This is a genomic window from Proteus genomosp. 4 str. ATCC 51469 (assembly GCF_003144375.1).
Lineage (GTDB): Bacteria > Pseudomonadota > Gammaproteobacteria > Enterobacterales > Enterobacteriaceae > Proteus.
On the sequence record NZ_PENV01000001.1, the window covers coordinates 318,622 to 331,658 of the forward strand.

11 protein-coding genes are annotated in these 13,037 nt (G+C 36.5%); 3 read left to right on the forward strand and 8 right to left on the reverse strand.

What is annotated here, in order from left to right:
• Nucleotide 1: 1 nt before the first annotated feature.
• Together DK866_RS01515 and DK866_RS01520 are read left to right on the forward strand one after the other, a co-directional pair.
• Nucleotides 2-1,363, forward strand: a complete 1,362-nt coding sequence (locus tag DK866_RS01515; RefSeq protein WP_109407436.1) for an HlyD family type I secretion periplasmic adaptor subunit — start codon at nt 2-4, stop codon at nt 1,361-1,363.
• Nucleotides 1,364-1,381: 18 nt separating this feature from the next.
• On the forward strand, nt 1,382-3,502 hold the full coding sequence (locus DK866_RS01520; protein WP_244179636.1) for a type I secretion system permease/ATPase: 2,121 nt from the start codon (nt 1,382-1,384) through the stop codon (nt 3,500-3,502).
• Nucleotides 3,503-3,572: 70 nt separating this feature from the next.
• On the opposite strand, the gene serA is transcribed toward DK866_RS01520, so the two are convergent.
• Complete coding sequence (serA, locus tag DK866_RS01525) at nt 3,573-4,823, reverse strand: phosphoglycerate dehydrogenase (protein WP_109407437.1); 1,251 nt, start codon at nt 4,821-4,823, stop codon at nt 3,573-3,575.
• A 272-nt stretch (nt 4,824-5,095) separates the two neighbouring features.
• Nucleotides 5,096-5,752: a ribose-5-phosphate isomerase RpiA gene (rpiA, locus tag DK866_RS01530; RefSeq protein WP_072063358.1), complete on the reverse strand. Its 657-nt coding sequence runs from the start codon at nt 5,750-5,752 to the stop codon at nt 5,096-5,098.
• Between the two features lie 161 nt (nt 5,753-5,913).
• Between rpiA and DK866_RS01535 the strand changes: the two genes are divergently transcribed.
• A complete protein-coding gene (locus DK866_RS01535; RefSeq protein ID WP_109407438.1) occupies nt 5,914-6,813 on the forward strand; it encodes a LysR family transcriptional regulator ArgP in 900 nt (299 codons plus the stop codon).
• A gap of 73 nt (nt 6,814-6,886) precedes the next feature.
• Here the strand turns inward: DK866_RS01535 and DK866_RS01540 are convergent, their stop codons facing one another.
• From DK866_RS01540 to acnB, 6 genes are all read right to left on the reverse strand, one after another.
• Nucleotides 6,887-7,621 (reverse strand): oxidative stress defense protein, encoded by a 735-nt coding sequence (locus tag DK866_RS01540; protein WP_109407439.1) that lies wholly within the window; start codon nt 7,619-7,621, stop codon nt 6,887-6,889.
• Between the two features lie 87 nt (nt 7,622-7,708).
• Complete coding sequence (gene argO, locus DK866_RS01545) at nt 7,709-8,332, reverse strand: arginine exporter ArgO (RefSeq protein WP_109407440.1); 624 nt, start codon at nt 8,330-8,332, stop codon at nt 7,709-7,711.
• Between the two features lie 140 nt (nt 8,333-8,472).
• Nucleotides 8,473-8,697, reverse strand: a complete 225-nt coding sequence (locus DK866_RS01550) for a hypothetical protein (protein ID WP_109407441.1) — start codon at nt 8,695-8,697, stop codon at nt 8,473-8,475.
• A gap of 118 nt (nt 8,698-8,815) precedes the next feature.
• Nucleotides 8,816-9,676, reverse strand: coding sequence for a small-conductance mechanosensitive channel MscS (gene mscS / locus DK866_RS01555; RefSeq protein ID WP_109407442.1), 861 nt, complete (start codon nt 9,674-9,676; stop codon nt 8,816-8,818).
• 92 nt (nt 9,677-9,768) lie between these two features.
• The gene (locus DK866_RS01560; RefSeq protein ID WP_109407443.1) at nt 9,769-10,140 is read right to left on the reverse strand and encodes a YacL family protein; all 372 of its coding nucleotides are present in this window, start codon (nt 10,138-10,140) and stop codon (nt 9,769-9,771) included.
• A 138-nt stretch (nt 10,141-10,278) separates the two neighbouring features.
• Nucleotides 10,279-12,876, reverse strand: coding sequence for a bifunctional aconitate hydratase 2/2-methylisocitrate dehydratase (gene acnB, locus DK866_RS01565; RefSeq protein ID WP_109407444.1), 2,598 nt, complete (start codon nt 12,874-12,876; stop codon nt 10,279-10,281).
• Between the last annotated feature and the right edge of the window lie 161 nt (nt 12,877-13,037).

Here is a 13,037-nt window from a genome sequence, read left to right on the forward strand (position 1 = left end):
CATGAAACTAAATATAAAACACTTATTATCGACGGTCTTTCAACCTAATAAAAAGTCGCTCTACTATGATTTTTATCCTAATCATATAGCTCTTATAGAAAAACCATTGACCCCTTATAGCCGTTATATTGCTTCTATCATTTCACTCAGTATTGTGGCTTTTATTTTGTGGGTTTATTTTGGGAAATTAGATGTGCAATCCCCTGCAATGGGTAAGCTTGTCGTTACTGGACGTTCCCAAATAATTCAAATACATGAGTCTAGTCGATTGGCTATTCTTCATGTAAAAGATGGGCAAAAAGTTAATCAAGGTGATGCTTTATTAACACTTGATATATTGGGTATTGATGAGGAAATTAAAGGCATAAGAAAAAAAAGGGATGATCTACTATTACTTAAAATTCGCTATCAAGCCTTGAGCCAAGAAGTATCACCTAAAAATCTTTATCATTTTAATAAATTAGATAATAAAATAAAAAAATCAATCTTATTAGGTTATCAGAAAGAGAAAGATGAATTTGATAGCAACATAAATGTATTAGAAACCGAAATTGAAGTAAATAATAAAAATCAAACATTAACTTACAATGATCTATTGTCTTTAAAAAAAATACAAAAAAACATAAAGCAACGATTTATTATTAGAGAAAATCTTTACAATAAAAAAATAATTAGCAAGATGGAATATCTTGAAAGCGAAAAAGAATTATTAGAAATAAATCGTTCAATAACAATAAAAAATGCAGAATTACATATTATTAAAAGCCAAGAACAACAATTAAATAAAAATTTAAATCAATTAGAAAAACAAAAAAAACTAGAATGGCATGATAAGTATAAGAAATATGAGAGCGAGTTATTAATTTATACTCAAAATCTTAATCATTTCCAAAAGCGACAGCAACTCAAAATAGTACGTTCGCCCATTACAGGAACAGTGCAACAAATTTCTATTTATACACTTGGCAGTGTATTACAACCTTCACAAAGTGTCATGACGATAGTACCCGATCATCAAGAGAATTTTGCAGAGGTTAATCTTCTCAATAGAGATATCGGTTTTATTCACATAGGACAAAAAGCGATGATAAAAATAGATGCTTTTCCTTATACTCGTTATGGCACAATTGAAGGGGAAATTATTAATATCGCTAAAGATTCTATTCAACATGAACAATTAGGTTTAGTTTACCCCGCTACAATTAAATTAAATAAACAAACCATTGAAAAGAATAATCAATATTATCAACTTACTCCGGGGATGTCTTTAGTTGCCGAGATAATTACGGATAAACGCCGAGTTATTGATTATATTTTAAGCCCAATAGAAGTTTATCGATATAACGCACTGACTGAAAAATAGGATTGGGTATTTAATATCATGAAAAATATAACCAATGTAGCAAAAATGAAACAATACCCTTGCTCTATTATTGATGGATTAATTTACTTTTCTAAAAAAAATAATAGAAATATAAAAAGGGAGAACATTTTTCATTTTCTTGGAAATGACACTTCATTTAATGAATGGAATATTTTAGAAGCAGCTCAATTACTTAATTTAAAATGTAAATTCGATATTATTGATTATGAGAGTAAAAAACATCATCTTATTGATATCCTTATTGAAATAAATAACAAATGGTATGTTTTAAAAGAAAAAAATGAAAATTTTTTGATAATATTCGATCTCGAAAGAAATAGTACTATTGAATATAGAATAGATAAAAAACAAAAATTAAGTATAGTATTAATAAGCAACCAACAACACACGTCATTGCGTAATAAATTTAATATTAATTGGTTTATTTCTACTATTTTAAAACAAAAAAAATCACTCTTACTGATTTTTATTTTATCATGTTGTAGCCAACTCTTCGCATTAGTTAACCCTTTAATTTTTGAAACATTAATTGATAAGGTATTAACTGGAAGAAATTTATCAAACTTACATCTATTGGGTTATTTATTACTCTTAATAGCAATTACCGAACCTGTTTATCTTTTTCTAAGAGACAAATTGTATGTATTTATTTCTTGCCAATTTAGTGCCGATTTTTCAGGAAAAATTTATCAGCATCTTATTCGCTTACCGAGTTCTTTTTTTAATCAGAGACAGTCAGGCCAAATAATTGCTCGTATTCAAGAGCTTTCACATATTCGTCAATTTATTACTGGTTCCGCATTAATGTTAGTGCTCGATCTGATTTTTATTATTGTGTTTATTTCTGTAATGTTTACTTATTCCGCACCATTAACTTGGGTAACGTTAGGGGCATTAATTGTTTATTTTACACTTTGGCTGATCCTTGGCCCTCTTATTCGTTATTGGGTTGAGCAGGAATATCAAGCTAATGCTGATAATACCAGCCTATTAACCGAAACAATGAACGGTATAGAAACTATCAAAATTACAGCAACAGAAAATCTCTTTATCGACAAATGGCAATATAAACTCACCGACCATATTAACAAACGGTTTTCAGCTACTAAAAAAACTTTATTAGCTCAGCAGCTTATATTTATCATTCATAAAATCACAATAGCGATTATTTTGTGGCAAGGTGTTAATTTAATTATTAATGCACAAATGACCGTGGGTGAACTTATTGCCTTTAATCTCTTTACTGCGCATATCACACAACCTATTTTACGTTTAGCACAATGCTGGCAGGATTTTCAACAAGCAACGATTTCTCTACGTCGTATCGGTGAAATTTTAAATACGCCGACAGAACATCAATATTATGGATTAGCAACAGTACCCAAAATCATAGGGTGTATTGATTTTTCAAATGTCTATTTTCGTTATACCGCTCATACGCCAGATGTTATTGAATCTCTCTCGTTTTCTATTCCTGCTGGACAATTTATTGGTATTACAGGTCGCTCTGGCTCAGGAAAAAGTACCGTTACACGTTTAATTCAACGTCTCTATACGCCTCAACAAGGACAAATTTATATTGATGGCATGGATTTGGCTATCGCTGATCCTCTCTCATTACGCCAAAGTATTAGTATTGTTCTACAAGAAAGTTTTTTATTTAGTGGATCTATTATCGAAAATATTCGTTTATCAAAACCCAATGCAAATGAAAGAGAATTAATAGAAGCATGCCAACTTGCAGGCGCTCTAGAGTTTATTGAGCAACTTCCTTTAGGATTTAACACTCAAGTCGGAGAGCGAGGAGCTAATTTATCAGGAGGGCAACGTCAACGTATTGCACTGGCAAGAGCTTTATTAACAAACCCACGTATTCTTATTTTAGATGAAGCCACATCAGCATTAGATTACATCTCTGAAGCGCAAGTTTTGGCAAATTTACCTCAGATTTGTAAAAACAGAACCGTGATTAGTATTGCACATCGCCTCAATACCTTAGCACATTCAAATTATATTTATGTCATGGATAAAGGACGGATATTAGAAGAAGGAACACATTCGAATTTGCTTGAAAATAGAGCGCTTTATTACCAATTATGGAAACAGCAAATTCAATAATAATGTTTAAAAAACAAAAAAGGCTCGAAATACCGAGCCTTCAATATTTTACTGATGATTACATCAATAATTAGTACAGCATACGAGCACGAATAGTACCAGGTAATGCTTTAATTTTTTGCAACACTAACTCTGCTTGAGCCTTGGTTTGCGTTGTAATATCAATCACAACATAACCGACATTGCCTGAAGTTCGCAGGAATTGTGCTGCCACGTTGATGTTTTGTTCAGTAAACACATTATTGATGCTATTCATCATACCTGGGCGGTTTTCATGAATATGCAGTAAACGGTTTACATCATCGCCGTGGCTTGGTAATGAAACTTCAGGGAAGTTAACCGCAGATAGCGTAGAACCATTATCTGAATATTTAGCTAATTTACCTGCAACTTCATAACCAATATTTTCTTGCGCTTCTTGTGTTGAACCACCGATATGTGGCGTTAATATCACGTTATCGAATTTAATAAGTTCAGAGACAAACGGATCGTTAGGATCGTTATTTGCACCTGGCTCAGATGGGAACACATCAACGGCAGCACCAGATAAATGTTTTGATTCTAACGCTTGTGCTAATGCAGGAATATCAACCACTGTACCACGAGAAGCATTGATAAGAATTGAACCTGGTTTCATGCGCTGAATTTCTTCATGACCAATCATATTCTTTGTTGATGGTGTTTCTGGTACATGCAAGCTGACAATGTCACACATATTCAATAGTTCAGACAGATGACGAATTTGTGTTGCATTACCCAGTGGCAGTTTATTTTCAATGTCATAAAAATAAACATCTAAACCGACACTTTCAGCCAAAATACCTAACTGTGTACCAATATGGCCATAACCAATAATACCTAGTTTTTTACCACGCGCTTCAAAACAGCCTTTGGCTTGCTTATCCCAAACACCACGATGTGCTTTCGCGTTGGCTTCCGGAATACGGCGCAGTAATAACAGTAATTCACCTAGCACCATCTCAGCCACGGAACGAGTGTTTGAGAAAGGCGCATTGAAAACAGGGATACCGCGACGAGCTGCCGCATCTAAATCAACTTGATTGGTCCCAATACAGAAGCATCCTACAGCAACTAATTTTTCAGCGGCTGCAAAAATTTCTTCTGTTAAATGAGTGCGGGAACGAAGACCAACAAAACGTGCATCACGGATAGCTTCTTTTAATTCTTCGTCCGATAACGCACCTTTGTGATATTCAATGTTGGTATAACCCGCAGCTCTTAAATTTTCTACTGCACTTTGGTGCACACCTTCAAGGAGTAGAAACTTTATCTTTTCTTTTTCCAAAGATACTTTGACCATTTACCCTGCCCTATCGTTGTTACATTTAATGAAAAACAAAATCCTGTCTCAACAACATAACAAAAATAGAGTTTGTGGCAATACAACCGATTGCAGTGATGACAGAATAAGCGATAAAGAAAGCGATTTTCTACCGAGTAAAATGATTTTGACTTTGAAAAAGGCAGGATTTTAAAGAGAGATATAACTATGGTGTGATATATATCACTGAATTTGCAGTTTCTAAAATAATTTTAAAAAGAGGTCGCCATCGCCACCTCTTTTTAGTCATCTTACTTAATAGTTTTAACGCCTTCAGATGTTCCCATTAAAACGACATTTGCACCACGATTAGCAAATAATCCTACTGTAACCACGCCTGGAATACTGTTAATTTTATTTTCCAGTTCAATAGGGTTAAGAATTGTTAAGTTATGAACGTCTAAAATAACGTTTCCATTATCTGTTACCACGTTTTCACGATATTCAGGCAAACCACCCAATTTAACCAATTCACGAGCTACATAAGAGCGCGCCATTGGAATAACTTCAACAGGTAGAGGAAATTTACCTAATACATCCACTTGTTTAGATTCATCAACGATACAGATAAATGTTTTTGCTACACCTGCAATAATTTTTTCTCTCGTTAATGCCGCACCGCCACCTTTGATCATTTGCATATGGTGGTTGATTTCATCAGCACCATCAACATAGATATCTAAAGAATCGACTTCATTACAGTCAAAAACAGGAATGCCGTAACTTTTTAGTTTTGCTGTTGATGCTTCTGAACTTGAAACCGTACCTTCAATTTGACCTTTCATTGTCGCTAATGCGTCAATAAAATGAGAAGCTGTGGAGCCTGTTCCTACTCCCACGATAGTACCGGGTTTTACATATTCAAGCGCCGCCCAACCCACTGCTTTTTTCAATTCATCCTGAGTCATTTAAAAAAACCTTATTTATCACGTTAATGGACTAAGAATAGCATATTGCATTCAAAACTAGCACGAGACACATCAAAAACTGAGAAGCAACATTTTAACTCATTACAACAAAAAATATGGCATAGTAAGCAACAGAATATAAAATCAAAGAGAGTCTGTTAATGAAACGCCCTGATTATCGAGCATTACAAGCCCTTGATGCCGTCATTCGCGAACGTGGTTTTGAAAGAGCTGCACAAAAGTTATGTATTACACAATCTGCCGTTTCACAGCGTATTAAACAATTAGAAAACTTATTCGGCCAACCATTATTAGTGCGAACTGTTCCCCCTCAACCCACAGAGCAAGGGCAAAAACTATTGGCATTATTGCATCAAGTAGAATTACTTGAAGAACAATGGTTGGGTGATGAAAATAGTGGCTCCACACCGCTTTTACTCTCTTTGGCGGTGAATGCTGATAGTTTGGCAACGTGGTTATTACCCGCTTTGCACCCAGTTTTAACACAACTGCCTATTCGGCTTAATATACAAGTTGAAGATGAAACGCGAACACAAGAGCGCTTAAGAAGAGGCGAAGTAGTTGGTGCAATCAGTATTCAACCACAAGCATTACCAAGTTGCCTTGTTGATCAATTAGGCGCTCTTGATTATCTATTTGTGGCCTCTCCTGATTTTGCTCAGCGTTATTTTGCAAATGGCGTAACTAAGTCATCGTTATTAAAAGCCCCTGCAGTCGCATTTGACCATCTTGATGATATGCATCAAGCATTTTTACAGCAAAACTTTGGTTTATCTCCGGGTAGCGTACCTTGCCATATCGTTAATTCTTCTGAAGCATTTGTGCAATTAGCAAAACAAGGTTCGACATGTTGCATGATCCCTCATCTACAAATTGCTAATGAGTTAAAGAGTGGAGAGCTGGTTGATTTAACTCCGGGACTTTGCCAGCGGCGTATGCTTTATTGGCATCGCTTTGCACCAGAAAGTAGAACGATGAGAAAAGTGACAGATGCACTGATTGATTTTGGCCGTAAGGTTTTAAAACAAGGTGAAGAGTAACACGGTTATTTCATCTTTTAACACAAAAAATAGGCTTCTCTAAGAAGCCTATTTTATTTTTACCGTAACATAATTATTTAGTGCGTTTTAGTTCAAAAACAACATCTACATAATCTTTAAATTCGATACTTTGTTGTTCATAAGTTTCTTGCACTGCCGCTGGTGCTTGGGCTTTTAATGCCATTGCATCCATACGTACTTGTGCGATTGGATAAGGTGTCGCTTCTGGCGCACGATAGCTTACACTATAGACTGCACCTAAATCAGCACCAAAACCTTTTGCAACAGAGGTTGCTTGATCAATGGCATTTTTAATGGCTACTTCTCGTGCTTTTACTTTGTATTGTTCTGGATTATTTACGCCAAACTCAACGTTATTAATTTCATTTAAACCAGCCGCTAATGCGCCATCAAGTAACGTATTAAGCTGTTCTAATTTCTTAATTTTGACATTCACAGTACGTGTTGCTGTATAACCATTAATCACCGAACGCTCTGCTTTTTTATCATACTCATAGTTTGGTTGAGTACGGATATTAGCAGCGTCGATATCTTCCTTCACAACACCATTTTCTTTTAAGAAGGCAAAATATTTTGCAACACGCTCATCGACTTGTTTCTTAGCCTGAGCCGCATCTTTTGCTCTTTCATTAACCTGAATATTTAATGTCGCCATATCAGGAGCTGCTTTAATTGTCGCATTACCCGATGTTGTAATATGTGGTCCTTCTGGCTCCGAAGCGGCTAGCGCAATGGAAGGTAATCCCAGCGTAAACACGGATGCTAATACAATCGCTCTTAATTTCACAAAAAACCCCCTGACAAAATTAATTTTAATGTCCTGTTTTTAGGACTAAGAAGAACATTAGCATATATGATGTAAAGTTCTTTAAGATTAAAAGAGAGTTTTCCATCCTTGTGCTGCTAATTGAACAGCAATAAACCACATCACACATCCTACAAACAAATTAATAATGCGTTGAGAGCGTGTTTTGCTTAATATTGGAGAAAACCAAGCCGCAAGTAGTGATAATGCGAAAAACCAACTTATAGAGGCAAATACCGCACCAATTGTAAACCAAGGGCGAAGCTCTGTGGTTAATTGTCCACCTATACTGCCTATCACAACAAAAGTATCTAAATAAACATGAGGATTAAGCCAAGTTACGGCAATTAATGTCACAATCACACGCCAACGGCTTTTTACCTGATTTTCACTTTGTGATAATTCGATATCTTTTGAAAGAGCTGTTTTAAATGCATTCCAACCATACCAAAGTAAAAATACCACTCCTCCCCATGTGATCAATAATAAAAGTGTTTCTGATTGACTAAGCAATGCACTGCCACCAAAAACACCTGCTGTTATTAATACAACATCACTTAAAGCGCATAAAAATGCACTCATTAAATGAAATTGTTTTTTACTCCCTTGCTGTAAAACAAAAGCATTCTGAGCACCTATAGGTAAAATCATGGCCGCACTCAATAAAAAACCCTGAAAAAAAGTTGTAAACATGCAAAATACCTTAATAATTATTCGTTAGATATTAGCTGAATAATAGAGGGATTTTGATATTAGAGGAAATGAATCATTCTTATTGATAATAAGAAAAACTAATGACCATAAAATAGATAAAAATAATAATCTCAGTAAGGTTAATAAGATGAAATAACCATATTCATTAATAGAATAAAAATAAAATTAGACCAGATAGTAATATGAGGTGTTACCACAATTAATGCAGTAATAAATAAGATAATACGTGTTCGCTTTTTAGCTACTTTATGTGAATACCACAATAATAATAGCGCCAAAGAAAAAACAAGATAGCCATCAGCATAATGAAAAACAAAAAAGAAACTCCTTAAGATTATCTCCATTTTTAATACTTAATCCCTTTTATAGTCTGTGTTATCTCATTATTCTTCCTTTCTTATTTCTTATCATACAAAAAAGCCACGTTATTAACGTGGCTCTGTGTCATCTATTCCTGTGAGACTATTCTGCTTTCGCTGTCGCACTTTGTGTTTGATGCATATAAACATCCATTTGTGGGAATGGAATTCCAATATTGTTTGCATCTAATGCTCGTTTAAAATCTTCCATTAGATCCCAATAAACAGGCCATGCATCTCCATTGGTTGTCCAAACACGTACCACAAAGTTTAATGAAGACGGTGCCATTTCATGCAAACGGATAGTTACGCCTTTATCGTGTTGAATACGTTTGTCTTTCGCAACGACATCACCCAATACTTGTTTTACTTTATCAATATCAGCATCATAAGCCACACCAACAATAATTTGTGTACGACGATTAGGCTCACGGCTTAAGTTAATCACTTCACTACTGATAATTTTGCTATTTGGAATAACGATAATTCTGTCATCGGCTGAGCGTAATGTGGTAGAGAAAATTTGTACATCTCTTACCGTACCTTCTACAGAGCCAATCATGACATATTCATCTGTGCGGATCGGACGGAAGATAACAATTAATACGCCCGCTGCAAAGTTAGATAGTGATCCTTGTAAGGCTAAACCAACCGCCAAACCAGCAGCACCTAATACCGCGATAACCGACGCAGTTTGAACACCTAATCGTCCTAGTACGGCAATTAAGGTAAAAGCAACAACAGTATAACGAACTAAAACAGATAAAAATGTCACAACAGTAGCATCAATATGACGCAATGTAAGAACTCTTGCGACACCTTTACCGATCATTTTTGCGACAAAAAGACCAATAAATAAGATCAAAAATGCGGCTACAATATTCACAGCATATTGAATAAAGAGATCCTGATTTGCGGCAAACCAACCTGATGCTTCATCTAAACTAACAGGTAATTCATTCATTAGACCACCTTTTAAATCTTAAAAATATAATAGAAGAATAGCAATTCAGTAATATATTGTGGCAGATTTATTCAAAAAATATATAGTATTTGTTAATTTTCTTTATTTTCCAGAATAAATAACCGATATTTCTGTAGCATGGTAGCAAAATCATCTAAACCACAAAAAGAGATACTTTCGTTATCGTAATAGCTCATGCCCTCTTCCATTTCATCTGTTTCAAAATGCAAAGTATTGGCTCTTATCATTACTTCTTCATCATCAATCGAAAGGCTATATTCTTTACCAATTAGCTCCCACTGTCTTTCACTGCCTTTAATACCATCCATCTCTTCAAGAATTTGATCTATCAGACTAATATCGCCCTGAATTTCATCATTCAGCCAATAGCCTATCGCTTCATGATCCATCGAAAAACGGGCTAGTATACCGCCAGTGAGGTCTCGCTGAAATTCATAGTCCATGGTGTACGCCCCTTATTAAGCTACCGCTTTTTTAATAAAAAAATACCTTATTCTTATTATGACAAAAATAACAAAAAACGGGAGGTATTAGCCTCCCGTTTGTTCATATTAAATACGTTTAAAGCAATAAATTAATCGTTATACCGTTGTTTGGAAAATAACTTGGTCTGCTTTATCTGTATATTGAGCAAGTTGATCAAAGTTCAGATAGCGATAAGTATCTTCTGCGGTTTCATCAACTTTATTCATAAAGTCGAGATACTCTTGTGGCTCAGGCAAACGACCTAATAATGACGCAACTGCCGCAAGTTCTGCTGAAGCAAGATACACATTTGCACCTGTACCTAAGCGGTTAGGGAAGTTTCGTGTCGAGGTTGAAACAACAGTTGCACCATCAGCAACACGCGCTTGGTTCCCCATACACAGTGAACAACCAGGTACTTCGATACGTGCTCCACTCTTACCAAAGACGCTATAATAGCCCTCTTCCGTTAATTGTGCCGCATCCATTTTTGTTGGTGGAGCAACCCATAAACGTGTTGGTAATTGACCTTTGTGTTGATCAAGCAGTTTACCCGCAGCACGGAAGTGACCAATGTTAGTCATACAAGAACCAATAAACACTTCATCAATTTTGCTGTTTGCCACTTCAGATAGTAAGCGAGCATCATCTGGATCGTTAGGCGCACATAGAATTGGCTCTTTGATCTCATTTAAATCAATTTCGATCACTGCGGCATATTCTGCATCAGCATCCGCTTCAAGTAATTGCGGATCTTTCAACCAGTTTTCCATTGAAGTAATACGACGTTCAATAGTACGACGATCGCCATAACCTTCAGATATCATCCATTTCAATAAGATAATGTTAGACTGGAGGTACTCAATGATAGGCGCTTTATCCAGTTTAATGGTACAACCCGCAGCTGAACGTTCTGCTGATGCATCAGCAAGCTCAAATGCTTGTTCTACTTTCAGCTCTGGTAAGCCTTCAATCTCAAGAATACGACCAGAGAAAATATTTTTCTTACCTTTTTTCTCAACTGTCAGTAAACCATCTTGGATCGCGTAATAAGGAATAGCATGAACTAAATCACGCAGTGTCACACCTGGTTGCATTTCGCCTTTAAAACGTACCAGAACAGATTCTGGCATATCTAATGGCATAACCCCTGTTGCTGCAGCAAAAGCGACTAGGCCAGAGCCTGCAGGGAATGAGATACCAATAGGGAAACGAGTATGCGAGTCACCACCCGTACCAACAGTATCAGGTAATAACATACGGTTTAACCATGAGTGGATAATACCATCGCCCGGACGCAGTGAAACACCACCACGGTTCATAATAAAGTCAGGCAAAGTGTGATGCGTTGTAACGTCTACCGGTTTTGGATAAGCAGCAGTATGACAGAATGATTGCATTACTAAATCAGCAGAGAAACCAAGGCAAGCTAAGTCTTTTAGCTCATCACGAGTCATTGGACCCGTTGTGTCTTGTGAACCTACTGAAGTCATTTTTGGCTCACAATATTCGCCAGGACGAATACCTGTACGACCACAAGCACGACCTACCATTTTCTGAGCTAATGAGAAACCACGGTTGCTTTCTTCAACAGGTTTAGCATGTCGGAATAGTGTGCTAACGGGTAAGCCTAGTGATTCACGTGCTTTTGAAGTTAATCCACGACCAATGATCAATGGAATACGACCACCAGCACGAACTTCATCAATTAATACTTCTGTTTTCAGTTCAAAGGTTTCTAGTAACTCATTCGTTTCATGGTTACGAATTTCACCTTTATATGGGTAAATATCAATAACATCACCCATATTTAATTTAGAAACATCAACTTCGATAGGCAATGCACCTGCGTCTTCCATTGTGTTAAAGAAGATAGGTGCAATTTTACCACCGAGAACAACCCCACCACCGCGTTTATTAGGAACGAATGGAATATCATCCCCCATAAACCAAAGCACGGAGTTTGTCGCTGATTTACGAGAAGAACCAGTCCCTACAACGTCACCAACATAAGCTAGAGGGAAGCCTTTTTTATTTAATGCTTCGATTTGTTTGATAGGACCAACACTACCCGGTTGGTCAGGTTCAATCCCTTCACGCGCATTTTTTAACATGGCTAAAGCATGTAATGGGATATCTGGGCGAGACCAAGCATCTGGAGCTGGAGATAAGTCATCGGTATTGGTTTCACCAGTGACTTTAAATACGGTAACAGTAATTTTTTCTGCTAATTCTGGACGTTCAGTAAACCACGTTGCATCAGCCCAAGATTGCATAATCTGTTTAGCATACACATTGCCTGCTTTGGCTTTTTCTTCAACATCATAGAAGTTATCGAACATTAGTAATGTGTGAGAAAGCGCTTTGGCTGCAATTGGGGCTAATTTGTCGTTATCCAGAGATTCAATTAAAGCATGAATATTATAGCCACCTTGCATGGTACCTAATAATTCAACGGCTTTTTCTGGCGAGATAAGAGGTGATGTGGTTTCGCCTTTCGCGAGGGCAGTTAAAAAACCCGCCTTAACATAGGCAGCTTCATCAACTCCGGGTGGAACACGGTTAACAATTAAATCAAGAAGAAATTCTTCTTCACCTTTAGGGGGATTTTTTAATAGCTCAACAAGTGCGGCTGTTTGTGTGGCATCGAGAGGTTTTGGAACGACACCTTCAGCTGCACGCTCTGCTACGTGCTTACGGTATTCTTCTAGCACGACTGTCTCCTCGCTTCTTTGTCATTTTGTATAACCCGGCTGTCTGCACCTTGTTAATAAGGTGCCAGGTCAGAGGATCTTTTGCTCGCATAAAACATAAGAGGTTGTGAAATTATGCCCAGCTAAGGGCTATCAGCATAGCAAATCTTCAACACGATGTT

Excerpts from the sequence above, each read along its gene's own strand:
- DK866_RS01515 (WP_109407436.1), top strand. The coding sequence starts at position 2 with ATGAAACTAAATATAAAACACTTATTATCGACGGTCTTTCAACCTAAT.
- mscS (WP_109407442.1), bottom strand. The coding sequence starts at position 9,676 with ATGAATGAATTACCTGTTAGTTTAGATGAAGCATCAGGTTGGTTTGCC.
- DK866_RS01550 (WP_109407441.1), bottom strand. The coding sequence starts at position 8,697 with ATGGAGATAATCTTAAGGAGTTTCTTTTTTGTTTTTCATTATGCTGAT.
- DK866_RS01560 (WP_109407443.1), bottom strand. The coding sequence starts at position 10,140 with ATGGACTATGAATTTCAGCGAGACCTCACTGGCGGTATACTAGCCCGT.
- DK866_RS01520 (WP_244179636.1), top strand. The coding sequence starts at position 1,382 with ATGAAAAATATAACCAATGTAGCAAAAATGAAACAATACCCTTGCTCT.
- argO (WP_109407440.1), bottom strand. The coding sequence starts at position 8,332 with ATGTTTACAACTTTTTTTCAGGGTTTTTTATTGAGTGCGGCCATGATT.
- rpiA (WP_072063358.1), bottom strand. The coding sequence starts at position 5,752 with ATGACTCAGGATGAATTGAAAAAAGCAGTGGGTTGGGCGGCGCTTGAA.
- DK866_RS01535 (WP_109407438.1), top strand. The coding sequence starts at position 5,914 with ATGAAACGCCCTGATTATCGAGCATTACAAGCCCTTGATGCCGTCATT.
- serA (WP_109407437.1), bottom strand. The coding sequence starts at position 4,823 with ATGGTCAAAGTATCTTTGGAAAAAGAAAAGATAAAGTTTCTACTCCTT.